Annotated in this window: 19 protein-coding genes and 1 tRNA gene; 17 read left to right on the top strand and 3 right to left on the bottom strand. The window is 59.2% G+C overall.

Going from position 1 to position 23,041, the window contains the following annotated elements; all coding sequences use genetic code 11:
• The first annotated feature begins 67 nt into the window (after positions 1 to 67).
• From DBAC_RS03440 to DBAC_RS03515, 16 genes are all read left to right on the top strand, one after another.
• Positions 68 to 1,489 (top strand): DegQ family serine endoprotease, encoded by a 1,422-nt coding sequence (locus DBAC_RS03440; RefSeq protein ID WP_015772894.1) that lies wholly within the window; start codon positions 68 to 70, stop codon positions 1,487 to 1,489.
• 27 nt (positions 1,490 to 1,516) lie between these two features.
• Positions 1,517 to 2,410 (top strand): 4-(cytidine 5'-diphospho)-2-C-methyl-D-erythritol kinase, encoded by an 894-nt coding sequence (gene ispE / locus DBAC_RS03445; RefSeq protein ID WP_015772895.1) that lies wholly within the window; start codon positions 1,517 to 1,519, stop codon positions 2,408 to 2,410.
• Between the two features lie 92 nt (positions 2,411 to 2,502).
• Positions 2,503 to 2,578 (top strand) — tRNA-Gln (locus DBAC_RS03450).
• 21 nt (positions 2,579 to 2,599) lie between these two features.
• Positions 2,600 to 3,544: a ribose-phosphate diphosphokinase gene (locus DBAC_RS03455; RefSeq protein WP_015772896.1), complete on the top strand. Its 945-nt coding sequence runs from the start codon at positions 2,600 to 2,602 to the stop codon at positions 3,542 to 3,544.
• 53 nt (positions 3,545 to 3,597) lie between these two features.
• Positions 3,598 to 4,188, top strand: a complete 591-nt coding sequence (locus DBAC_RS03460) for a 50S ribosomal protein L25 (RefSeq protein WP_015772897.1) — start codon at positions 3,598 to 3,600, stop codon at positions 4,186 to 4,188.
• Between the two features lie 76 nt (positions 4,189 to 4,264).
• Positions 4,265 to 4,861 carry an aminoacyl-tRNA hydrolase gene (pth, locus tag DBAC_RS03465; RefSeq protein ID WP_015772898.1) on the top strand — a complete coding sequence of 199 codons (597 nt, stop codon included), beginning with the start codon at positions 4,265 to 4,267 and terminating at the stop codon, positions 4,859 to 4,861.
• 97 nt (positions 4,862 to 4,958) lie between these two features.
• Complete coding sequence (locus DBAC_RS03470) at positions 4,959 to 5,489, top strand: CarD family transcriptional regulator (protein ID WP_015772899.1); 531 nt, start codon at positions 4,959 to 4,961, stop codon at positions 5,487 to 5,489.
• A gap of 252 nt (positions 5,490 to 5,741) precedes the next feature.
• Positions 5,742 to 6,989 (top strand): transcription termination factor Rho, encoded by a 1,248-nt coding sequence (rho, locus tag DBAC_RS03475; RefSeq protein ID WP_015772900.1) that lies wholly within the window; start codon positions 5,742 to 5,744, stop codon positions 6,987 to 6,989.
• 12 nt (positions 6,990 to 7,001) lie between these two features.
• Positions 7,002 to 7,904 carry an NAD(+) synthase gene (nadE, locus tag DBAC_RS03480; RefSeq protein ID WP_015772901.1) on the top strand — a complete coding sequence of 301 codons (903 nt, stop codon included), beginning with the start codon at positions 7,002 to 7,004 and terminating at the stop codon, positions 7,902 to 7,904.
• Positions 7,901 to 9,319 (top strand): beta-barrel assembly-enhancing protease, encoded by a 1,419-nt coding sequence (locus DBAC_RS03485; RefSeq protein ID WP_015772902.1) that lies wholly within the window; start codon positions 7,901 to 7,903, stop codon positions 9,317 to 9,319. The genes nadE and DBAC_RS03485 overlap by 4 nt, the downstream gene beginning before the upstream one ends.
• 81 nt (positions 9,320 to 9,400) lie before the next feature.
• Positions 9,401 to 9,757, top strand: a complete 357-nt coding sequence (yajC, locus tag DBAC_RS03490; protein ID WP_015772903.1) for a preprotein translocase subunit YajC — start codon at positions 9,401 to 9,403, stop codon at positions 9,755 to 9,757.
• A gap of 148 nt (positions 9,758 to 9,905) precedes the next feature.
• Positions 9,906 to 11,501, top strand: a complete 1,596-nt coding sequence (gene secD / locus DBAC_RS03495) for a protein translocase subunit SecD (protein WP_015772904.1) — start codon at positions 9,906 to 9,908, stop codon at positions 11,499 to 11,501.
• A 10-nt stretch (positions 11,502 to 11,511) separates the two neighbouring features.
• Entirely contained in the window at positions 11,512 to 12,585 is a 1,074-nt protein-coding gene (gene secF, locus DBAC_RS03500; protein ID WP_015772905.1) for a protein translocase subunit SecF, read from the top strand.
• A 368-nt stretch (positions 12,586 to 12,953) separates the two neighbouring features.
• Complete coding sequence (locus DBAC_RS03505; protein ID WP_015772906.1) at positions 12,954 to 14,195, top strand: sulfite exporter TauE/SafE family protein; 1,242 nt, start codon at positions 12,954 to 12,956, stop codon at positions 14,193 to 14,195.
• A gap of 63 nt (positions 14,196 to 14,258) precedes the next feature.
• On the top strand, positions 14,259 to 14,918 hold the full coding sequence (locus tag DBAC_RS03510; RefSeq protein WP_015772907.1) for a hypothetical protein: 660 nt from the start codon (positions 14,259 to 14,261) through the stop codon (positions 14,916 to 14,918).
• 82 nt (positions 14,919 to 15,000) lie between these two features.
• The gene (locus DBAC_RS03515; RefSeq protein WP_043810305.1) at positions 15,001 to 16,701 is read left to right on the top strand and encodes a hypothetical protein; all 1,701 of its coding nucleotides are present in this window, start codon (positions 15,001 to 15,003) and stop codon (positions 16,699 to 16,701) included.
• A 67-nt stretch (positions 16,702 to 16,768) separates the two neighbouring features.
• Here the strand turns inward: DBAC_RS03515 and nadB are convergent, their stop codons facing one another.
• From nadB to nadC, 3 genes are read right to left on the bottom strand one after another with little or no spacing between them, the layout of a single operon-like run.
• Positions 16,769 to 18,352 (bottom strand): L-aspartate oxidase, encoded by a 1,584-nt coding sequence (gene nadB, locus DBAC_RS03520; protein ID WP_015772909.1) that lies wholly within the window; start codon positions 18,350 to 18,352, stop codon positions 16,769 to 16,771.
• 10 nt (positions 18,353 to 18,362) lie between these two features.
• Positions 18,363 to 19,376, bottom strand: coding sequence for a quinolinate synthase NadA (nadA, locus tag DBAC_RS03525; protein ID WP_015772910.1), 1,014 nt, complete (start codon positions 19,374 to 19,376; stop codon positions 18,363 to 18,365).
• Entirely contained in the window at positions 19,373 to 20,245 is an 873-nt protein-coding gene (gene nadC, locus DBAC_RS03530; protein ID WP_015772911.1) for a carboxylating nicotinate-nucleotide diphosphorylase, read from the bottom strand. The genes nadA and nadC overlap by 4 nt, the downstream gene beginning before the upstream one ends.
• Before the next feature lie 179 nt (positions 20,246 to 20,424).
• Here nadC and DBAC_RS03535 point away from each other — a divergent pair, with 179 nt between their 5' ends.
• Entirely contained in the window at positions 20,425 to 23,022 is a 2,598-nt protein-coding gene (locus DBAC_RS03535; protein WP_015772912.1) for a tetratricopeptide repeat protein, read from the top strand.
• Positions 23,023 to 23,041: the final 19 nt, after the last annotated feature.

Genomic DNA, 23,041 nt, shown 5'->3' on the forward strand with positions numbered 1-23,041 from the left:
ATCAGGGGATTGGCTCTGGCATGATCGATGCTTTTTTCAAGCTGTCACTACGATACGGAGGTCTCTCATGAAATATGCACTTCGACTCTTTACCATTATGTTCGTGTTTCTGGCCTCGGCCTCCATGGCTGCGCAGTTGCCGGATTTCACGGAGCTCGCGGAAAAGTCGGGCCAGGCGGTGGTTAACATCAGTACGGTCAAGCTCGTGAAAAATCAGGGCAACATGCAGCAGTTTTTCCCGAGGGGGCCACAGGGACAGCACCCGTTCGGAGATTTTTTCGACCAGTTCGAGCGTTTTTTCGGAGAGCAGGGGCAAGGAACTCCGCGTGAACAGCGTTCTCTGGGATCGGGTTTCGTCTTCTCCGCCGACGGGTACATCGTCACCAACAATCACGTCATCGAGGGCGCGGATTCCATCAAGGTCAACCTCCAGGTCGACAAGAACGGAGACCGTTCCTACGACGCCGAGGTCATCGGGACGGACAAGGAGACGGATCTGGCGCTGCTGAAGATCAAGGCCGACAAGCCGTTGCCGTACCTCGCCTTTGGTGACTCCGACGTGCTCAAGGTCGGGCAATGGGTCATGGCCATCGGCAACCCCTTTGGCCTTGATCATACCGTCACGGCCGGAATTGTCAGCGCCAAGGGGCGCACCATCGGCGCCGGTCCCTACGACAACTTCATCCAGACCGACGCCTCCATCAACCCCGGCAACAGCGGTGGTCCGCTCATCGACCTGGACGGAAAGGTCATCGGCATCAATACGGCCATCGTTGCTTCGGGTCAGGGCATCGGTTTTGCCATCCCCAGCGATCTGGCCAGACAGGTCATTGAGCAGCTCAAGGAATACAAGAGCGTGAAGCGCGGCTGGCTCGGCGTGTCCATCCAGAATGTGGACGAGAACTCCGCCAAGGCCTTGGGCCTTGACCAGGCCAGCGGCGCCCTGGTCTCGTCCGTGACTGTCGGAGACCCGGCGGAAAAGGCCGGAATCAAGGCAGGAGACGTCATTGTCGCGGTGGATGGAGTGTCGGTGGCCGACGCCGGCGATCTGACCCGCAAGATCGGCGACCTCTTGCCCGGCGTGAAGATCACGCTTTCGGTCTGGCGCGAAGGCAAGACCGTCACGATCCCTCTGGTTCTGGGTGAGCGCAGCGCGGAGAAGGTCGCTCAGGGCCGGCCCGGCGCTCCTGGCAGCCAGGGCGAGGATGTCCTGGGCCTGAGCGTTCGGCCCGTGGCCGAGGCCGAGGCGAAGGCGCTGGAACTCGACCGGGCCCAGGGGCTTCTGGTGGTTGAAGTGAGCGAGGGATCCCCGGCTGCGCAAAACGACTTGAGCGCAGGGGATGTCATCCTTGAAGCCAACGGCAAGGCCGTGAACACGGTCAAGGCCCTCAAGGACGTGATCGAAGGCGATGGCAAGGAAAAGGGCGTCGTCATGCTGCTGGTCAAGCGCCAGGGTCGCAACGTGTTCCGCACCGTGCCCCTTTCCTAGTTCGGACGCGCAGGGAGTTTTGCTACGATGAGCACGGTCTGGAAGCTGCACGCCGGGTGCAAGGTCAACCTCTATCTGGACATCGTCGGGGTGCGGGAAGATGGCTATCATGAGATTGAGAGCCTCTTCTATCCGCTCCCCGCTCCCTGCGACATCCTGAATGTGGGGCTGACTCGCGGCCAGGGTCTGCGCCTGACCTGCACGGCCGCGGTACTGGAAACCGAGGAGAACATCCTGGCCAGGGCATACTCCGGATTTGCCGGGGCCACGGGCTTTGCTCCGGGCGTGTCGGTGCACCTCGATAAGAATATCCCCATGGGCGCAGGGCTTGGCGGCGGCAGCAGCGATGCGGCCGCTTTCCTGTCCTGGCTCAATGCCCGGGCCGGCGAGCTGGCCCTGTCCACGACCGAGCTGGCCAGGCTCGCGTTGACCCTGGGGGCCGATGTGCCCTTTTTTTTAGGCAAGGAGCCGGCCTGGGTCACGGGAATCGGCGAAAAGATCACGCCGGTGTCCTGCGATTTGGCGGACTACACGATGCTGGTGGTCAGCCCCGGGGTGCACGTCGACACGAGATGGGCCTACAGGCGCTGGGACGAGATGTTTGAAAGCGCAAGGGTGCGTCCAAGAAAAGAGTTGACACCCGAAAACAGCCCTATTATGAGTCTTTGCTTCACGAAACCGCCCAAGCTTTGGAATGGATTTGAAGAAGTTGTTTTTCATGAATTTCCAACGCTTTACGAGGTTAAAAAACACATACTGAATCACTTTCCGGACGCCTGCGTCATGAGTGGAAGCGGTTCGAGTTTTGTGGCTCTTTTTTCTTCTCCGCAGAGTGCTGTCCGATGTGCCGGCGACATGCGGGCCAGGGGACACGCCTGCTTCGCGAGCAGATCTGGAGAGCCGCTTGTCATGGACTCGTGAAGGGTGAAGGTCGGGCTGCGGGTCTGAAAACCCGGCGCTCTTTTTCTTTTACTTGAGGAAGCCGCGGGCCGAACAGGCCGGGCGACCTATGTTGGGGCGTCGCCAAGCTGGCAAGGCAACGGATTTTGGTTCCGTCATCCGGAGGTTCGAATCCTCCCGCCCCAGCCATTTTTTATCAAAGGACAGATTATGCCACGCATGGGCGAGCTGAAAATCGTCACGGGAACCGCCAATCCGGCTTTGGCTGCCCGCATTTGTGACCATCTGGGCTGCAAGTTGACTCATTCTCTGGTCGACAAGTTCAGCGACGGAGAGATCCGCGTCGAGATGGGCGATAACGTTCGGGGTGACGATGTGTACGTGGTGCAATCCACCTGCGCTCCGGTCAATCACAACCTCATGGAACTCTGTCTGATGCTCGACGCTTTGAAGCGTGCTAGCGCAGGCCGGGTCACGGCGGTGGTGCCGTATTTCGGCTACGCGCGTCAGGACCGGAAAGTCGTGCCCAGGGCGCCGATCAGCGCCAAGCTGGTGGCCGATTTCATCACCGTTGCCGGTGTCGATCGCGTGTTGACCATTGATCTGCATTCAGGACAGATCCAGGGCTTTTTCAACAAGCCCGTGGACAACCTGTACGCGGCCCAGGTACTGCTTGAATATATCCGCAAGCTCGGCGACAACCTGATCATCGTTTCGCCCGATGCGGGCGGCACGGAGCGCGCCAGGGCTTATGCCAAGCGACTTGGCGTGGGACTGGCCATCGTGGACAAGCGCCGCGAAGGTCCCAACAAGGCCCACGCCATGCAGCTCATCGGCGACGTCAAAGGCAAGATCGCGGTTGTCCTCGACGACATGATCGATACCGCCGGCACCATGACCGAAGCCGGCAACATGCTGGCGGAAAACGGCGCCGAGGATGTCGTGGCTTGCGCTTCCCATGCGGTCCTGTCCGGACCCGCCGTGGAGCGGCTGAACAATTCGGCTTTTTCGCAGGTCATCGTGACCGACACCATTCCGCTCAACGCCCAGGCTCTGAGCAGTGACAAATTCAAGGTAATTTCCGTTGGCAGTCTTATTGCCAAGGCTATACATAATATCCATTCCGAATCTTCCGTCAGTGTCCTGTTCAGCTAAGTCCGAACAGAACACGTGATTGATTTTTTAGTTGATGAATAAAGGAGAAAAGCATGTCTGAAGTCACAAGTTTGCAGTTAACGCCTCGTGAAGAAAGGGGAAAAGGCCCTTGCTCCCGTTTGCGTTCCAATGGTTTGGTTCCCGGCGTGTTCTACAATGCCAAGGGTGAAAACATCTCCTTTGTTGTAGAGAACCTGGCTTTGGGCAAGGCTTTCGAGAAGGTCCGCTACTCAAAGATGATTGAGTTGCAAATCGAAGTCGATGGTCAGTTGCAGACGCGCAACGCCCTGTTCAAGAAGCTTGTGAAGCACCCGGTCAAGCGTCGCTATGACCACGTGGACTTCATCGGCATCGATCTTGACAAGGAAGTGCAGGTCACCATTCCCGTCGAGACCGTCGGCCGCGCCAAGGGCGTCGTGCTGGGCGGCAAGCTCGAAATTCTGGAGGAGCGGGTCATGGTGCGTTGTCTGCCTACCGCCATTCCCGATTCCGTCGTTGTCGAGGTGACCGAGCTCGAGATCGGTGGCAAGGTGCTTGTCGATCAGCTCGTTCTGCCCGAAGGGGTCAAGGCCGTTTACGATCGCAACTTCCCCGTCATCGCGATTCAGACCGCTCGTGGCGCCAAGACCGGCGAAGAAGAATAGTCTGACATTCCTGGGGGCCTTGCCTAGGCAGGGCCCTCTTTTCTTTTTCGTCCATCCTCTTTTCTGACGGTTCCCCATGACATATGAAGGCCTGATAGTAGGTCTGGGCAATCCGGGCACAAAGTACGCCCGGACCCGGCACAATTTCGGTTTCATGCTCGCGGATCATCTGCTCGAGCACTGGGCCGGTCAGCCCGGGACTGCCTGTACCGCCCGTAGCGGGCGCTTGAACGCACAGCTGTGGGACGTCAGCGAAGACTACGGGGCGCGGCGCTGGATCGTCGCCAAGCCGTTGACCTTCATGAACCTGAGCGGTCAGGTCGTGGGGGAACTCAGCAGAAAAAACGAGATTCCCGCGGACCGCATTCTCGTCGCCCACGACGAACTCGATCTCGCGCTCGGCACGGTGCGTCTCAAGTTTTCAGGCGGACTGGCCGGTCACAATGGACTCAAATCCGTGGCCGCGCATCTGGGTACCCGGGATTTCGCCCGGATTCGTCTGGGGATCGGGCGCCCGGAGGGCAGCGAGGCCATGGCCGATTACGTGCTGCGCTCCTTTATGCCGGCCGAATGGGAGCAGGTCGCCCAGGCTCTGGGCATCGCGCGCGACGCGGTACTGCATTATTGCAGTGAAGGTTTGACAGCGGCCACAAGCCGTCTTCACTCTCGCTGACGCTTGGATCCATCACAGGTCCTAGTGGACGCCGTCTTGATTTTGATCTATAGTCATCTTCCTTTGCAGCTCGATTACGTATTTCTGGAGGTCACTTGTGTTTTCAGTTGATGAACTTGTCGTCTATCCCGCTCAGGGGGTCGGTAAGGTCGAAAGGATTGAGACCCAGGAGATCGGCGGCGTTGCCACTGAACTGATCATCGTGCGTATATTAAGCAATAACGTCACCTTGATGGTTCCCGTGAAAAACGCCCGCAATGTCGGACTGCGTGGTGTCTATACTCCTGAGCAGGCAGATGAGATTCGCGTCTACCTCCAAGACAGAACCGATTTTACAGGTTATTCCGGCCAGAACTGGAATCGTCGCTATCGCGAGTATTCCGAAAAACTTAAAAGCAGCGATTTGCGTGATGTCGCATACGTGCTTAAAGAACTCATCCTCATCGGCAAGGACAAGGAACTGTCCTTTGGCGAACGACGTTTGCTGGAGCAGGCCATGGGGCTCATCTCCCTTGAGCTGTCCTTTGCCTTGAAGCAGGATCAGGCCGAGGTGAAGAAGTCCATTGAAGACTTGTTTGCCGATATTCTGCATGCCAAGGACGCAGAAAATGAAGCCGAGGTTGATTAGGGGGCCCTTGGCCCCTTGTTTTTTATTCTGTGATCAGCTAAATATTCAATTCATTCCTGCCTGACACTACAAGTCCGTAAGCAGATGATCATATTTTCCTTTTGATCCCTTGAAGGGCTTCATATTCATACCAGAGTATTCCAATATTCCATTATTTTTTTTGAATTTTGCATTGTAGATGCTTTTTCCTTTTTGTCTGCTCCATTCCAGCGGTCTCAGGTCCCAGCCATTTCATTGTTATGAGGGTTTGTTATGAATCTTTCTGAGTTGAAAACCAAGTCCATGTCCGAACTTATGGACATTGCCGGCGAGTATCAGATTGAAAATATGAGCGGTCTGCGCAAGCAGGAGCTTATTTTCGCCCTGCTTCAGGCCTGCGCTTCCCAAAACGGTTCCATTTTCGGCGAGGGCGTACTCGAAATCCTGCCCGACGGCTTTGGTTTTCTGCGCTCGCCCATGTACAGCTACATGCCGGGCCCGGACGATATTTACGTCTCGCCCTCGCAGATCAGGCGTTTCGGACTGCGCACCGGTGACGTCATCTCCGGCCAGATCCGTCCGCCCAAGGAAGGGGAGCGTTACTTCGCGCTGCTGCGGGTCAAGGAGATCTGCTTCCGCGAACCCGAGGAAGCCAAGCGCATTGTTCTTTTCGACAACCTCACCCCCATCTATCCCGACGAGCAGTTCCGGCTGGAAAACGGTGACAAGAACTACTCCGCCCGCATCCTCGACCTCATGACCCCCATAGGCAAGGGCCAGCGCGCTCTGATTGTTGCCCCGCCGCGCACCGGCAAGACCATGCTGATGCAGTCCATCGCCAACTCCATCAGCGTCAACCACCCCGACGCCTATCTCATCGTGCTGCTGATCGACGAGCGACCCGAGGAAGTCACGGACATGGAGCGCACGGTCAGGGCCGAGGTTATCAGCTCCACCTTTGACGAACCGCCGCAGCGGCATGTGCAGGTGGCCGAGATGGTGCTCGAAAAGGCCAAGCGCCTGGTTGAGCGCAAGGTCGACGTGGTGGTTCTGCTTGACTCCATCACCCGTTTGGGCCGTGCCTACAATGCGACCACCCCTTCTTCGGGCCGGGTTCTGTCCGGCGGTCTGGACGCCAACGCCCTGCAGCGGCCCAAACGCTTTTTCGGCGCGGCCCGCAACATCGAAGAGGGCGGCAGCCTGACCATCATCTCCACCGCCCTGGTCGATACCGGCTCGCGCATGGACGAGGTCATCTTCGAGGAATTCAAGGGCACGGGCAACTCGGACATCTATCTTGATCGTCATCTGTCCGACAAGCGCGTCTTCCCGGCCATCGATCTCAATCGTTCCGGCACCCGCAAGGAAGAGCTGCTGCTTGCGCCCGATGTTTTGAACAAGGTTTGGATCCTGCGCCGTATCATGGCCTCCATGAATTCCGTGGACAGCATGGATTTTCTGTTGGACAAAATGCGCGGCACCAAGAGCAACAAGGATTTTCTGGACATGATGAATTCCTGAAGAGGAGGTTGAATGGCTGCCTTGCCCCGCATGGAATGTCCGCGCGACGCTGATTTTGATTTGTGGCTTGAGCTGCTTGCCATCAAGCCGTCGGAACAGCTTCTGGATGCCTTGGGCGATTTTTTGCAAGAATACCTGAATGCTTCAGGTCTGAAGGCGTATGTCATGGGACTGTCCGGTGGGATCGATTCATCCTTCCTCGCGGCCTTGCTCTATCATCGACGCATTCCATACCTTGGCTTTTGTCTGCCCATCGCCACCAACACCCCCGAAGAGACCGCCCGGGGACTGAGCGTGGCCCGGGCCTACGGCAACCCTCCCCAGGGCGCTTCGTTTGCGCATCTTCAGGATTTCACCGCGCTCTATCAAAAGATCTCAAGCACCTTCGCAGGCATCTGTCCCAATTCCACCCCGGTGGCCGAAGGCAATCTGAAAGCCCGCACCCGCATGCTCTTTCTCTATCATATGGCCCAGATTCATGGCGGATGTGTCCTCTCCACGGACCAGCTTGACGAACTGCTGACAGGCTTCTGGACCCTGCATGGCGATGTGGGAGATGTCAGCCCCATTCAGCTTATACCCAAGAGCGTCGAATACGACCTAGCCCGCATGCTCTGCGCGCGGCTGTCCGATCCCGCGCCCCTGCAGGCGGCCATAGAGGCCGTGCCCACGGATGGGCTCGGCATCAGCCGGTCCGATCTGGACCAGCTTGGGGCCGAGTCCTATGCCCAGGTCGAAGACCTCTTCCGGGAATATTTTCAGTTGCGTCTGAGGGAGCACGATTCCGCGCTTTCCGAGGCCGAAGCGCTGCGCCGGGCGGAGCTTGAACAGACCGGGCCAGTGCGGCGTTTCCTGCTCAGCGGCTTCAAGAGGGGCGGAGCGGTGCTGGTGGATCCACGGAGGGCCGTGTCGTGATTTGTGTCCGGGGCATGCGCGTGCGGGCGATAGTCCTTGCCTGCCTGATCGCCCTGGTGTTTCCCGGTTCGACCTTTTCAAGTTTTGGCGAATTCACCATTCGCGACGAACTGGAGCTTGCGCGCAAGTTCGATCTGGTCATCGAGACCCGCTTTCCCGTGATCCAGGACACCCGGATCACCGGTTACGTGGAGTCTCTGGTCGATCGTCTCGTCGCCGCCATGCCTCCTCAGCCCTTTCCCATCAAGACGACTGTTGTCCGAAATGTCGCCCTGAATGCTTTTGCCTCGGCGGCAGGGCATATCACGATTTTCACGGGACTGATCGCCAACATGGACAGCGAGGACGAACTTGCCAGCGTCATCGCCCATGAGCTGGCCCATGTCTCCGAGCGGCACATCGCCAAATCCATTGAAAAGAGCCAGTTGGTCGGGGCCGGGTCCCTGCTCGGGATTCTGGCGGGCGTGCTGGTCGGCTCCCAGGGAGGCGGCGATGGCGCCGGAGCCCTGGTGCTTGGGTCCGTGGCCGGGGCAAGGGCCATGCAACTGAAATACACCCGCGAAAACGAGAAGGACGCGGACCAATACGGGCTCGGCTACCTCGTCGATGCGGGCTTTTCTCCGTCGGGCATGACCAGCGCCTTCAACAAAATCCGGAAATTGCAGTGGCTTGGCGGCGGGGGGGATGTCCCCTCGTATCTGTCCACGCATCCGGGCATGGATGACCGCGTGGTCTATATGCAGGAGCGCATCGCCCGCTTGCCGGAGAACGTGCGGGATCGCTCTTCCGACAATGCGTCTTTCGAGCGTGTCAAGCTGCTGGTACAGGCCTGGTATACGGATCCGAGCACCGCCAAAGCCATATTCACGTCCGCTGAAAAATCCGCATGCCCGGTTGTGCTGGGTGAAGCCATCGCCCTCAGCAGGCTGCACCAGATTGAGGCGGCCAAGGCCCGCTTTGAAGATGCGCTGGCCTGCAATCCCCGTGAGCCGTTATGGATGCGTGAATATGGGCGATTCGCTTTCGAGTACGGAAACCTCGAAACCGCAGTCAAATATTTGCAGGAAGTTGTGCTGCGCGACCCGGACGATCTTTTTGCGCTCTTTTTTTATGCGCGGGCCGTGGCCGAGCAGGGGAATCATGCCGCCAGCGTTTCAGCCATGGAGAGAGTGCTGAGGGCCGTCCCCCGCGATGCCGAAGTTCTGGAGTACCTGGCCCGCTATCAGGCGGCCACTGGTCGCGCTTTCGAGGCGCACTTGAATTTCGCCAAGTCCTTTGCGTATAAGAGAAAATTCAGCAAATACGACTTTCATATGCAAAAATCCGAAGTGTTGGCCCAATCTGCCCCGCAGCAGGAGCAACTGCGCGCGGTGCGCGAGGAAATAGCCGAGTTTCGGGAGATTTTGGGGATCTAGTCCGCTTTGACCTTGTATTTCAGGTCGTGCCAGTGTAGCAAAACCGCGAGTTTTCGCGACAATTCGTAATGGAGGAACACCATGTTTTTTGAAAATCTCGCCCATGCCATGGGACAGGCCCCCGCGGCCGGAGGTCAGCCCGGCAATCCGCTGATGACCTTTATGCCCCTTATCTTGATGTTCGTGATCTTTTATTTTCTGCTTATCCGTCCGCAGCAGAAAAAACAGAAAGAGCACAAGCAGATGCTTGAGAACCTGACCCGTGGCGACCGCGTGGTCACCGCCGGTGGACTTTACGGCCGCGTGGTCGAGGCCAAGGAAGATGTCCTGACCATTGACCTCGGCAACGACATGCACGTGCAGGTCGGTCGTGGTTTCATTTCCGGTCTTGTCCCCGCCGACGGTGGCGTCAGCAAGGCCAAGGACAAGAAAAAGTAGCCTTTTCATACGGCATACGATAAGGCAGGCCTGTTTCCGTAACCGGGAACAGGCCTTGTTTTGTGTGCGCGCCCGGGGCTTTGGGCGCCGGACGTCATTGTGATTTTGGCAACATTCAACCTGTTTGATTTGGATAAGGATGATGCTCATGGGTAGTTTACGCTGGAGGGCATTGCTTGCCGCGTTCGTGATTTTTTTGGCCTTGATACATGTCCTGCCCTCAATACCTTCGGTTCGGAATTCCTCGCTGGGGGCGCTGCTGCCGGGCGATGAAATCGGCCTTGGTCTTGACCTCAAAGGCGGGATCCATCTGACTCTGGGCGTCGACCTTGATGCCGCCCTGTCCAATGCCGTCACCAGCATTGGACAGGATCTGCGTCTTGAAGCCAGGGAAAAGAAAATTCTGGTCCTGCGTCCGCGTCTGCTGGACAGCCGCAGGCTTGAATTCACGCTGCTCAAGCAGGAACAGCGCGCAGAACTCGATGAGCTGCTTGGCAGCCGGTTTGCCACCATGCAGATCATATCCGCCGAGGATGGCGGAAATGGGCAGCTGCGCTACGTGCTCGGCGTCACCCCGGACTATGTGAAGTATCTCCAGGATCTGACCATGGATCAGGCCCTCAAAACCATCCGCAACCGCATCGACCAGTTCGGCGTGGCCGAACCCGATATCCGCAAGCAGCAGGGCAACCGCATCATCGTGCAGTTGCCTGGTCTTGACGATCCCAAGCGGGCCATCAACATCATCGGCCGCACCGCGCATCTGGAATTCAAGCTGGTCGACGACGGCGCCGATGTCCAGGCCGCCGTGGCCGGAACGGTTCCGGCGGAGAGCGAGCTGGCCTACATGCAGGACAAGCGGGGCGTCTCCGAAGTCAAAACGCCCATCGTGCTCAAATCCGAGGTCGTGCTGACCGGCGAGTACATCACCGACGCCAACGTGCAGTTCGATTCCTACGGACAGGCGTACGTGGGCATGAATTTCAATGCACGCGGCTCCCGTATTTTCGAAGAAGTGACCGGCGCGAATATCAAAAAGCGTCTGGCCATCGTCCTTGACGGCACGGTGCACTCGGCCCCCGTCATCCAGGACCGCATCGGCGGCGGCCGCGCATCCATCACCGGCCAGTTCACCACCGAAGAGGCGCATGACCTGGCCGTGGTGCTCAGGGCCGGTTCCCTGCCCGCTCCGGTGAACATTCTCGAAGAACGCTCGGTCGGTCCTTCCCTCGGACAGGAATCCATCGATAAAGGCATGATGGCCGCATTGATCGGCGGCCTGATGGTGGTGGTCTTCATGTCGATTTATTATCGCCGGGCCGGCCTCATTGCGGCTTTTGAGATCATCCTCGACGTTTTTCTCATCCTGGCCGGCCTTGCGGCATTTGGCGCCACGCTGACCCTGCCCGGCATCGCGGGCATTATCCTGACGCTCGGCATGGCGGTTGATGCCAACGTGCTCATCTACGAACGCATCCGTGAAGAACTCCGGCACGGCGAATCCGTGGCCGCAGCGATCAACAACGGCTTCAGCCGGGCGACCCAGACCATTATCGACTCCAACGTGACCACGATCATCGCCGCAGTCATCCTGTACCAGTTTGGCACGGGCCCGGTGCGCGGCTTCGCCGTCACCCTGACGCTCGGTATTCTGGCCTCCATGTTCACGGCCATCTTCGTGTCCCGTATCTTCTTCGACTCCTGGCTGGCCAGACGGCAGCCCGGCACCCAACCGAGCATTTAAGGAGCAGATCATGTCCTTTGAAATTATCAAACGCGACACAAACATCGACTTTGTCGGGATGCGTAAGTACGCGTATGTCCTTTCCGCCGCGCTGCTTCTGGCCGGGTTTCTGTCCCTTCTCGTCAAGGGCGGTCCACAATACGGCATCGATTTCGCCGGCGGCTTCAATGTTCAGGTCAAATTCAGTCAGTCCGTCGAACTGGACAAAATCCGCATGGCTCTCGACAGCCCTGCCCTGACGGGTCTTGTGGTCCAGGATTTCGGCGATGTCGGGGACAATGAGGTCCTGTTGCGCGCGTCCTTTTCCGAGCAGAGCGCCAATGAGGTCCGTGAAGCCGTTGAAAGCGGGCTTGAATCCGCCTTTCCCGGGGTGACCCATGAAATTCAGCGCCTGGAAATGGTCGGCCCCAAGGTGGGCGCAGATCTGCGGGAGAAAGCCCTGGAGGCTATCTTCTATGCGGTTCTGCTCATTGCCACCTACATATCCGGTCGTTTCGAGCAGAAGTGGATGGTCGCAGGCCTCATGGCCGCAGGCCTGGCTTCGGTCGTCTACGTTCTTGATCTGCTCAATGCGCCCACAAGCCTGTCCGTGATCGTGGCGACCATCGCCGCCCTGGTATTGTGTGTTGTGTTGCGGCTCAAATATGCTCTTGGGGCCATCGTAGCCCTCATCCATGACGTCATGATCCCGCTGGGGCTTTTCTCCTTGCTCAACAAGGATGTCGACCTGACCATCATCGCGGCACTCTTGACCATTGTCGGCTACTCCCTGAACGACACCATCATCATCTACGACCGCATCCGCGAAAATATCCGGGCCAAGGTTTCGCCGTCCCTTGACGTCGTCATCAACAAGTCGGTCAACCAGACCATGTCCCGCACGCTCATCACTGCCGGCACGACCTTTGTGGCGGTGTTTTCCCTGTATATCTTCGGTGGCGGGGTCATTCATGATTTTGCCTTGACCATGCTGGTCGGCGTGGTCGCCGGAACCTATTCGTCCGTTTTCGTGGGCGCTCCGATCCTGGCCTTCTTCAAGCCCCGCATCGATCTCGAAGAGCGTGTGGAACAGGCTGCGGCTTAATTGGGTTCTTATCCTTTTGGCTCGTAACAGGCGCTCTTCGGAGCGCCTTTTTTTTATATCGTAATTTCGGGTTGTTGTGATTTATCTTAAGCAAGCTGTCGGCAGGGGCGTGGTTTGCGAGCGTATCGTTTGTGAAATTATGAACATAATGACGGGGTTTGGGAGGGGGATTTACGAGAAAATCAGGTGAAAAATGTGACAAAAGGAGCAAAGCCGGCGCTGAAAATTCTAGATTTGCCTTTTTCCTCGAAACAGTGATAGGCGAAGCGATCTTTAGAAACGAGCTTTGTCTGGGGTTGAAATCCGATAACTACTCGGAAAATTTCAGTTTAGTGTCATTTTTTTACAATGGGAGAAAGGGAGGATTTATGTCAAAACGTTTTCGTGTCCTGGTCTTGTCCGCTCTGTTTGTACTCGTGAGCGTTGTCGGCCCCCTCTGGGCTCAGGAAGCCGCCGCGCCGGCCGCGACGCAGACAGAAGTAGCCGCACAGGCCGCTGCAGCTCCTGAAGCGCCCAAGGCTGCCGCCACCGGTTCCAAGTTGGAGAAGGCTATCGCCATGGCTCCCGTTGGCACTGAAGCCGGCCAGATCGATCCGGCCAAGCCCGCAGGATTTCTCGGCATCCCCGGGGCTCCCCAGATCAATCCCATCATTGCGCTGCTGTGGGCGGTGTGGGTAGGCTGGATTTTCTCCACTGTCGGCGCTTTCGGCGGCGTCATGGCCGGTGTCGGCCATGTGACGGTTTTCGGCCTGGGTGCCTACGCCAAGGGCTTCAAGTCCACCGCGCCCGACCTGAACAAGACCGTGACCGACTCCATCCGCGCTTCCAACCAGTTCCTGGTAGGTCTGTCCGCACTTATTTCTTCCATCAACTATGGGAAGATGGGACGCCTTGTGTTGCCGCTGGGCCTGGCTCTGGGCGCAGGCTCCCTGCTCGGCGCCTGGGGTTCCGCGACCCTGTCCGCCGGCAAGGTGTCTTTCTCCGCATACCAGGGATGGTTCGGTTTCTTCGTTCTGGCTCTGGGCTGCTACCTGTTCTGGGAGACCTCTCCTGCCGGTCAGGCCAAAAAGGTCAAGGCCAAGCAGGCCGCCCAGGCTTTTGAAGCCGCTGTGAAGGCCCAGAAGACCGGCGGCGGCCCCGCCCCGACCGGCGTCAAGATTCTCGGTATCACCTTTTCCAAGGTTCAGTTCACGTTCTGCGGCGTCGAGTTCAGCTTCAATCCCGTTCTGCCCGTGGTCGGCGGCGTCGTCATCTCCGCTCTGGCGGCCTTCCTGGGTGTCGGCGGCGGCTTTCTGCTGGTGCCCTTCCTGACCAGCATCACCCAGCTGCCCATGTACCTGGCTGCCGGCACCTCCGCCCTGGCCGTTCTGGTCAGCATGATCACCAGTATCCTGACCCTCATGACCAAGGGTACCCCCGTTGATTGGGTCCTGATCGGTACGGAAATGGTTGGCGTCGCCATCGGCTCCATTGTCGGCCCGCATACGTCCAAGTATTTTTCCGACAAGCTGCTGAAGCGTCTGTTCATCGTCCTTGCCTTCTATGTGGGCATTGACTATGTTTTGAAGGGTTTCTTTAACATCCGTGTTATCGAAATGCTGTTCGGCTAGGCGCCACATACTCAAAACGAACTCACCCAATGGCCCCGGCTTTGTCGGGGCCATTTTTGTTGCATGGAAACATTACGTAATATTCTCTTGATGATGGACCCCCTGTTCATTTGGGGATTTCGCCTGTTCGACCACCCCTGGGGCGGCTTTATGGCCGGCCTGGCCGTGCTGAGTCTGCTCTGCGTGGTCACGGGGGATTTCACATCGCATCTGGCCCGCAGGCTCAACCGCAAGGTGTACGGCAAATACCGTGATGAGATGGTCCGCCAGCACAACCTCTCCGTGGAGGCTTTGAAGCATTCCGACAAGGATGCATACAAGGCCGTCAACAGACAGGCGCACGAGGCCTTCGGAAAGTATTTTTTCAGCCAGGCCGGGGCGTTTACCCTGTCCATCTGGCCGCTGCCTTTCGCCATGGCCTGGCTGGACATCCGTTTCGGGGGCATTCCGATAACGTTGCCTTTCTCGGTGCCGGGCGTCGGAGACAGCGTTTTTTATCCGTTTTTCTTTTTTCCCATATACATTGCCTTGCGGATTCTCTACGGGAGAATAATGTGCCGTTTTCCATTCTATCAGCGCATCCTGGGCTGGAGCAAGCACGGTAACGACACGCAGATGGTTCCCTTCATGGATTTGCTCAAGCCTTCGGCTGGCGAATCCCCCGGGAAAGCGGAAGGGGATCTGCCGCCCGCGAGCGAGCACAAGGATGCACCGCGAACATGATCGCGCCGCGTCGCGGCAGCGCTCCGGCATGGGCCGCGTTCTCGCGGAAACGCCGCCTGGTGGATGTGGCGAAGGGAGATAGATGATGCGACAGTCAGGACTTTTTTCGCACTGGAGTTTCGAGTCGTTCGCACCCGGATCGATCCCCCGGCCCAAATACAATGCCTTTTGCCGGATACATCGTCAGGCCGGCATCTGTTTCGAGCTCCTGGCCCACTTCGAGGACTTGTCCATGGGCGGCTCCGTGGTCGACTGGTGCCGGGTTTCGGGATTGGCGAATCAACTGAGCGCCGCCATCCGCGATCTTGTGGACCAGTTGCAGGTCATGAACCCGGTGGAATTCATGGACGCCCACGACTGGGTCGCGAAACTCAGTTTTTATACCCGCCTGTCCACCGAACACGCGCCCACGCCCGCCAACCCTCCGTATCTGCTGCCGCTGGATTCGCCGGAGGGCAGCGCCTCCTTTTCCTGGATTTCAAAGCATATTGGCCCTTCGCAAGCCGGTCCGGTTCTCGTGCTCACGCCATCGCTGTACCAGTATTTCATCGAAGCCAACGACATGCGTCACGGGCTTGACGAATTGCTGCGCCTGTTGGACCTGACAAACGTTGACGCCACCGACGAGCTTGGCGGCCGTGCACGCGATCTGATTCGCGGGGGATCGCTGCCGCAACGGCTGCTCACCGAAATGGAGATTGCGGCTGTGGAGCTTGCCCCGGGCGGGAAGTTTCTGGAGATTAGGGTTTTTGCCGGCAACGGGGCCGATGCCGTCATGATTGGCGAGTACGGGGGAGTGCGCCCCCTGGAGTTCATCGCGGCGTGGCTCGAAGCCGTGGCCTGCAAATTTTCGCCCTCTGCGCTGGCCTTGCGCCTTTCCCAGGGGCTCGCCGACGAGGAACACCTGTTGACCGTGGCCGTCTTTCCTGCGGCCACGGTCTCGGACACAAAAAACTGCGCCCTGTGGGAAGGCGTCCCCGATGCCACGGCTCTGGTAGCGCGACTGGATCAGATTCTGCCCCGCGTCACCACGCTGCATGTCTTCAAGGCGCAGGGCGAGGCCTTGCGTCCAGAGCATTGCCGCTCCCTGCACGATCTGATCTGCTTGTGCATGGAACGCGGGCTGGCCCAGATTTTCGCCTTTGCCGGGGAACCCGCCCGCGGCCTGGCCGGGATCAAGCAGTTGCGCCTGGAGATTCCCGTGGTCATCAACATCTTCAATCTGGGCGGGGGGCTTTTCCCGTCGGCGGCGGAACGGGCCGTGATCTCCATGGAGGACGTCCGTTCCATTCCCGCCTGGTCCCTGCTCCTGGGGCTGGTCTGTCCGGCCGTGTCCTGGTCGGGCGCACGGCACGAAGAGACGCCGCTGGTTCCTCATTACAGCAGCTACGCGGTTCTTTCCCAGTTTTTCATGCATTGTACCCTGCGCCTTGAGCAGAATTTGTATGTGGCGGAATGCTCGTGCGAGGATGGCGTGGAGAAGTACGTCCAGTTCCGGTTCAAGGGCGGGACCGGAACCAAGGTGCAACGGCGGAGCAGGCTGGAGATCATGCGGCTGATTCTTGAAGGAGAGGGCTTCGCGGTCGATTCCTGCGGGGATTATCTGGAGGCCGTGCGCAGCGGCGAGGAAGACGTCTTCCTGCAACGCAATCTGGTTTGTCTGGGGCTGCTCATGGCCTGGGTGCAGGCGTCCGGAGTGGAAGCCCTGGGGAGCATGACCCCCGTGCAGGGACGCGACCTTTTCCGCGACGTGTTTGCCGACTCCCTCTCCGATCCGAATTAGCCCCGGGTTCAGATCCGGTCCTTTCCCGGGACCGGCCGAATTCCGTTTGGACCTCCCGGGGGGAGGGCTAGTCCTTGCGGAAGTGGCAGCCGCGGCTGGTCTTGTTGCGCAGTGCCGCCGTAGTCACGATATAGGCGGTCTGGCAGCCATGAAAGAGGTCCACCGACTCCTTGCAGACGCGGATGGATTTGTAGAAGGAGTGCAGCCTCTTGTTCAGGTTGCGCAGATCCTCGAAGGCCCGTTCCAGGCGCGGGGTGGTGCGCATGATGCCCATGTAGTTCCACATGGTGTGGCGGATGGTCGCCCAGTCCTGATTGATGAGAGCCGGGTCCTCCATCTCGGTCCTGCCTGAGGTGATCCAGTCTGCGATGGAATCCTGCAGGCGCCGGCAGAGCTGAGTCGATCCCTCATAGCGTTCATGGATGTCTTTAGCCGCGTTCATGCCCCATAACAATCCTTCCAAAAGCGATGTCGATGCCAGCCGGTTGGCTCCGTGCACGCCCGTGCAGGCGATCTCGCCGGCCGCATAGAGCCCGTCGAGGGTGCTTCGCCCTCTGTTGTCGACCAGCACTCCCCCGCAGGAATAATGCGCCGCAGGCACCACCGGGATGGGGTTCTTGCTCATGTCCACCCCGACTTCCTTGCACTTTTGGTGGATGGTCGGAAAGCGTTTGTCCAGATCCTGGTCCACGTAGTTGGCCGCGTCCAGAAACACGCAATCCTCTCCGGTTTTCAGCAATTCGTCGACGATGGCCCTGGTCACGATGTCGCGGGGGGCCAGTTCCATGCGCTCGTCGTAGCGGGCCATGAAGCGCTCGCCCTTGGCGTTGAAGAGGCGGGCGCCCTCGCCGCGAACGGCTTCGGAGATGAGAAATTTGCGGTCCGCGCGGTGAAAAAGGGAGGTGGGGTGAAACTGGATGTATTCCAGGTTCATGACCGTTGCCCCGGCACGGTGGGCCATGGCCATGCCCGAGCCGATGGAGGCCGAGGTGTTGGTCGTGTGCAGGAATATCTGTCCCAGGCCACCGGTGCACAGGACCGTGTAATCGGCCAGGATGGTATTGGGTTCGTTTGTCTCCGCATTGAAAACGTAGGCGCCGACGCACTGGTTATTGAGCTGGTAGCGGAATTCGAGTTTGGTGGAGTGGTGGCGCGTGGCCAAAAGGTCGATGGCGGTCCGGTTGTAGAGGATGCGGATATTGGGATGGATCAGCACCTCCTTGACCAGGCTGTCCTGGATGGCCCGTCCGGTGTAGTCCGCGCAGGTCAGGATGCGATGCACAGCATGGCCACCCTCTTTGGTCAGATACCAGTCCCCCTGCTCCGTGCGGTCAAAAGGCACCTGCACGCGCTCGAAGAGGATCTTCTCCACCGCCCTCGGGCCGTCTTCGCACAGATGGCGCACCGCCGGTTCGTAGTTGTATTCCCAGCCGGCAGTGCCGATATCCTTGGCCAGTTTTTCCGGAGAGTCCTCGTTGCTGGTGTAGACGATGCCGCCCTGGGCCAGGGCGGTGTTGCCGTTGTCCAGAGAGGCTCCCGAAGAGAGCAGGGTCACTTCGTGTCCCTTGTCGGCCAGACAAATGGCTGCGGTGCAGCCGGCGATTCCGGAACCGATGACCAGGACTTCGGTCTTCATGCGGGTGGGGGTCATGATGAATTTCCTAACTGCAGGCGGTCAACATGCGCTCAAGGGCGAGGCGCGCGGGCCGGGCTATGTGTTCCTCGACCCGAACCGGCTGGGCGGTGCCGAGTTCCTGCAACATGCGGGAAAGGTTTGCTTCGGTGACCTTGGCCATGTTCGAGCACAGCGCCGTGCGCAGGGGCCGGATGGTCTTGTCGGGATGTCTGGCTGCCAGGCGGTTGACCAGGCTGAACTCCGTTCCGACATACACAGTGCTGCCGCTTGGAGCCTCGGCCACGGCCTTGATCAGGTAGGTGGTCGATCCCGCTCCGTCGGCCATGCCGACGACTTCCGGGTCGCATTCGGGATGGACGTAGATCAATGCGTGCGGATCTTCCGCGCGGATGGCGCTGATCTGTCCGGGGTGAAATTTGGCATGGACGGCGCACAGTCCCGGCCACAGGTACAGCTGGCGCGAGGGGTCGGCCGCGGGAACGAAGCGGCCCTGGCCGCGAATGTCGAGCCGCTCGATCCGGTTCTCGTCCAGGCCGAGGATGCGGGCTGTGTTGCGGCCAAGGTTGGCGTCGGGCAGAAAGAGGACTCCGTCCCCCTGCCTAAGCGCCCAGCGCAGCATGGTCGGGGCGTTGGCCGAGGTGCATACGCTGCCGCCATGATTGCCGCAAACGGCCTTCACCGCGGCGGAGGAGTTGACGTAGGTCAGGGGGATGATGCGCGCGCCGCCCCTGTTCAGCCGCGCGAGGACCTCCTCGGCCAGGGGGGCGGGAACCATATTGGCCATGACGCAGCTTGCTCCAAGGTCGGGTATGTGCACTTTTTGTTCCGGCCGGGCCAGGATGGCTGCCGTTTCAGCCATGAAATGCACCCCGCAGAACACAATATGCTGCGCCTCAAGGCCTTTGATGTGCCGGGCCAGTTCCAGGGAATCTCCCAGTATGTCGGCGTGCCGGACAACGTCGTCGGCCTGGTAGTGATGGGCGAGGATGCACAGCTTTTTGCCGAGCCTGGCCCTGATGGCGGAAATTTCTTTGTTCATGCATTCTCCCGGGGGCTTTGTGTCAGGCGCATGGAGAAGTCCGCAACGGGGGCGGAGTGGGTGATGGCGCCGGTTGAGATGAACGTCGGACGCAGTTCGGCCAGGGCGCGGATGTTTGCAAGCGTGACATTGCCGCTGATTTCCGACTCGATATGGGCGGGAATGAGCTTCAAGGCTGCGGCCGCGGTCTCCACCGGCATGTTGTCGAGCATGATGCGCTGGGGAGCGAGGCTGACGGCCTCGCGCACATGCTCAAGCGTGCGGCATTCCACTTCCAGGGGCGGGCAGACCTCGTAGGCGTTTCTGAGTGCCTCCACGGCGGCGGTGATGGAGCCTGCCTGGTCGATGTGATTGTCCTTGAGCATGAGCATTTCTTCGAGGTTGACCCTGTGGTTGTGTCCTCCTCCCATGCGCACCGCGTATTTCTCCAGATAGCGCTGGCCGGGCGTGGTCTTGCGGGTATCGAGCACCCGCACTCCAGTCCCTTCCACCGCCTGCACGAAGCGTCTGGTCGCGTTGGCCACGCCGGAGAGGTGGCAGATGAAATTCATGATGACCCGTTCAGCCTTGAGCAAGATGGGTGCCGAACCCTGGATGCGGGCGACCTCCTGGCCGCGGCCGACCGCATCCGCGTCCGAGGAAAGGAGGGTCACGCAGGGCCTCGGGCAGCGCATGCGTTCAAAGACGATGTCGATGAGCGGCAGGCCCGCGACCAGGGTCTCTTCCTTGGCCACGATGGACGCATGCAGCAGCGAGGAGGAGGGGAACAGGGCTTCGGAGGTCAGATCGCGCCCGTCTTCTTCCAGGGCGAGGTCCACGAGGCGGTGCAACAGGGCCAGTCGGTCGTCATTGAAATAGAGAGAAAACATGCCGGATTCCTTGCGGGGCGCGTGGTTGGTTTGGCTGTTGACTAGGAAAAGGACCACCCGTCGTCAAGCCGTAACTGGACTATATCCGGGTTGCGCTTACGAGTGCTGCGTGTCATGTTGGCGCATATGCTGTATCCAAAAGAACCAGTTGCTTTAAGCGTGCGCGAATGGGGAGTGAAATGACCTGTATCGAGCCTCTCCTGGCAAAGGTGACAAAGCCCGTCGCGCCCAGACTGCTGTGCAATGGCTTCGTCTGCTGGCTGGCTCATTCCCAGCCTCTGCCCGTCAGTTTTCTGCAGACCCTGACGGATATAGGCGGCTGGTCCTTGGCGGAAGAAAATTCGCAGACCCTGTGGTTTTTTCCGTCCTCCGAAGTCATGCTCGGCTTGGCCCGGCTTTATAACTGGGCCAGGCTTCATCCCATGGGCACGAGCGTGACCGTCTTCGAGGGCAGCCTCATTGTGGACGACAAGCTCGGGCAGTCCCTCAAGGTCAAGTCGGAGCTGCACTCTCTTTGCGTGGAATTCCCCAAGCGGCTCGTTGTGCGCGTCAGCGCGCGCATGCGGGAACTCGGACGAACCTTGACCGGCCTCTCCTTCAAGCATGTGCAGAACCCGGACGGGCTGGCCGGCGAATGGTTCGAGCTGGAAGGCAGCGAGCAGGTCAGCGTATCCTACAAGCTGAACTGGCTTTGGGTCATCCGCCCCCTGGGCGCCCGGCAGGACAAGACCTTCACCAAGGGCTGGCGGGCCTACTACGACCGTCTGGAAGCGATCTTCCAGCAGTACAAGGTTTCCTATCTGCTGGCCGAGGATCAAAATCTGGTCCTGCGCGTGGCGTCGCCGCGCGTCATGGGCGCCCTGACCTCGGAGTTGCTGGCCATGATCGACGACAAGGGATCTCCGGCCTGGCCATGCAAATACATGGCCGTGGAGATGGGCGATCAGCCCTTTACTCCGGAATTCGCGAGCAAGGTCCGCTACGTCATGGATTCCCTTGAATCCAATGCCCTGCACCTGCCCCTGGCCACGATCTTCCAGATCGCCGATTCCAGGATCATGCCGGTGGACTCGCGCGCCTCCATGGATAATTCCAAGTTGACCGACCTCTTTCAGGTCCGCTTTCATTCCAGCAAGAGCGGGCGGCGGCGCGGCAGCCTGAATATTTTTCTGCCCTCAAGCCTGATTTCCGGCGGCGAGAGTCCCTGTTTTTATTGCGGGCTGCGTTCGCACCAGCCGAGAAAATGTCCCTCACGAATGCTGCAGCCCGGGAACGTGCAGGTCACGGACATGTCCCGTTTTGCCCGCACGGATCTCAATGCCTTGCCTGCGATCCTGGCAGGGCTTGAAAAGCAGGTCGCGCCGGACATCATTCGCGGGCTGACCGGGTTGCTGGGGGAAAAGACCGACTCGGGCCTTGTTGTCCGGTCCATGTTCGAGGTCAACATGGTCTGCCAACTGCGCACCATGGCCTCTGTCTGGCGCGCCAAGGGCAAGGAGTGGCCGCGCGGCATAGAAGAGCAGCGGCCGCAAAGCGATGCGCAACTGTGGGAGGCGTTGGAGGCCATGCGCACGGGGAGTCTGGAGCGGGCCATGGAGAAGGTCGACCATGTCGTGCTCAGTTCGCCCAAGAATTATCAGCCACGGGTGCTGCTGGGCTTCATGGCCATGGAGCGCGACGAGTTCAAGCGGGCCCTCGGGTTCTGGGATGAAGCCGAGAGCCTGGCCTATACCAGCCTGCAGCGCTCCTACATTCAGCTCCTTCAAGGCCGCCTGCGGGAGGTCACGGGCGATTTTTCCGAAGCCATCCGCCTTTACGGACGGGCGCTCGGAGAATCCCCGAGGTTCAGTCAGGCGCGCTACAGACAGGCCGTCTGCCTGATCAAGTCCGGATACCTCAACGAGGCCCAGGCGCTCATCCGCGAACTGATCAAGGACAATCCCGATTACTTCAGCACCGTGCTGCTCGACACCGAACTCGAAGGAGGGCGTTCCCACCTGCTGAGCGATTTGTGGGAGATCTGGGACGATGCCAAGACCAGGTCCGCAGAGGTTATCGGCGCGGTGGAGCATCTGCCGGACCTCTTGGCCAAATGGCTGCCCTCGGATCACGATGCCTACAACATGTTCCATGTGCGTATCGAGGATCTGAACACCTACGCCGGAGTCAACAATTATGCCTCCATTGCCAAACTGCTGCGTGGCACCATCGCCATCCGCGCGGACATCCAGGCCCGGGTCAAGAAGGATATCCAGGAGCTGGCCAACCGCCGAACGGCCATTCGGGAGCGGCTCAAGAAAATTCAGCGGGAGGCGTCCTGGTTTCCTTTTCCCTCGATGCTCGGGTCTTTCAACAAACTTTTCAATTCATGCGGTGAAGGGGTGAGCCTCATCGGTCATCTTGACCTCTACGTTCCGGAAAAATTTCGGCAGGGCCACGAAGCCATGCGCCAGGCCGAACAGAACCTGGACAAACTTGAAAAAAAGCTCCTGCTGCTGCAAGGCGTGCGAAACGGCATTCTTTTCCTGCTGCTGTCCGGCAAATATCTGCTCATCTTCGAGATCATCGCCCTCATATTGGCCGGGGGCGTGTCCGTCGGGCTCTACTATCTGGCTCCGGATCAGGTCATCATGGGCCGCAACCTGCGTCAGGAACGGTGGCTGATCCTCAATATCACGCTCATCTTCTTTTCCTTTCTCGCCTTTGTGGCAACGGCCATCAAGGCCGCGTCCAACTTCGAAACCTACAAGAACGAGATTCTGGACAAGGGGGATTGATGCCCTTTGCCCGCACTCC

The sequence above is a fragment of the Desulfomicrobium baculatum DSM 4028 genome (genome assembly GCF_000023225.1).
In the GTDB taxonomy this organism is placed as follows: Bacteria; Desulfobacterota; Desulfovibrionia; order Desulfovibrionales; family Desulfomicrobiaceae; genus Desulfomicrobium; species Desulfomicrobium baculatum.

Bases quoted from the DNA above. Each gene is read 5' to 3' on its own strand.
- DBAC_RS03440 (WP_015772894.1), top strand. From the start codon at position 68: ATGAAATATGCACTTCGACTCTTTACCATTATGTTCGTGTTTCTGGCC.
- ispE (WP_015772895.1), top strand. From the start codon at position 1,517: ATGAGCACGGTCTGGAAGCTGCACGCCGGGTGCAAGGTCAACCTCTAT.
- DBAC_RS03455 (WP_015772896.1), top strand. From the start codon at position 2,600: ATGCCACGCATGGGCGAGCTGAAAATCGTCACGGGAACCGCCAATCCG.
- DBAC_RS03460 (WP_015772897.1), top strand. From the start codon at position 3,598: ATGTCTGAAGTCACAAGTTTGCAGTTAACGCCTCGTGAAGAAAGGGGA.
- pth (WP_015772898.1), top strand. From the start codon at position 4,265: ATGACATATGAAGGCCTGATAGTAGGTCTGGGCAATCCGGGCACAAAG.
- rho (WP_015772900.1), top strand. From the start codon at position 5,742: ATGAATCTTTCTGAGTTGAAAACCAAGTCCATGTCCGAACTTATGGAC.
- nadE (WP_015772901.1), top strand. From the start codon at position 7,002: ATGGCTGCCTTGCCCCGCATGGAATGTCCGCGCGACGCTGATTTTGAT.
- yajC (WP_015772903.1), top strand. From the start codon at position 9,401: ATGTTTTTTGAAAATCTCGCCCATGCCATGGGACAGGCCCCCGCGGCC.
- secD (WP_015772904.1), top strand. From the start codon at position 9,906: ATGGGTAGTTTACGCTGGAGGGCATTGCTTGCCGCGTTCGTGATTTTT.
- secF (WP_015772905.1), top strand. From the start codon at position 11,512: ATGTCCTTTGAAATTATCAAACGCGACACAAACATCGACTTTGTCGGG.
- DBAC_RS03505 (WP_015772906.1), top strand. From the start codon at position 12,954: ATGTCAAAACGTTTTCGTGTCCTGGTCTTGTCCGCTCTGTTTGTACTC.
- DBAC_RS03510 (WP_015772907.1), top strand. From the start codon at position 14,259: ATGGAAACATTACGTAATATTCTCTTGATGATGGACCCCCTGTTCATT.
- DBAC_RS03515 (WP_043810305.1), top strand. From the start codon at position 15,001: ATGATGCGACAGTCAGGACTTTTTTCGCACTGGAGTTTCGAGTCGTTC.
- nadB (WP_015772909.1), bottom strand. From the start codon at position 18,352: ATGACCCCCACCCGCATGAAGACCGAAGTCCTGGTCATCGGTTCCGGA.
- nadA (WP_015772910.1), bottom strand. From the start codon at position 19,376: ATGAACAAAGAAATTTCCGCCATCAGGGCCAGGCTCGGCAAAAAGCTG.
- nadC (WP_015772911.1), bottom strand. From the start codon at position 20,245: ATGTTTTCTCTCTATTTCAATGACGACCGACTGGCCCTGTTGCACCGC.
- DBAC_RS03535 (WP_015772912.1), top strand. From the start codon at position 20,425: ATGACCTGTATCGAGCCTCTCCTGGCAAAGGTGACAAAGCCCGTCGCG.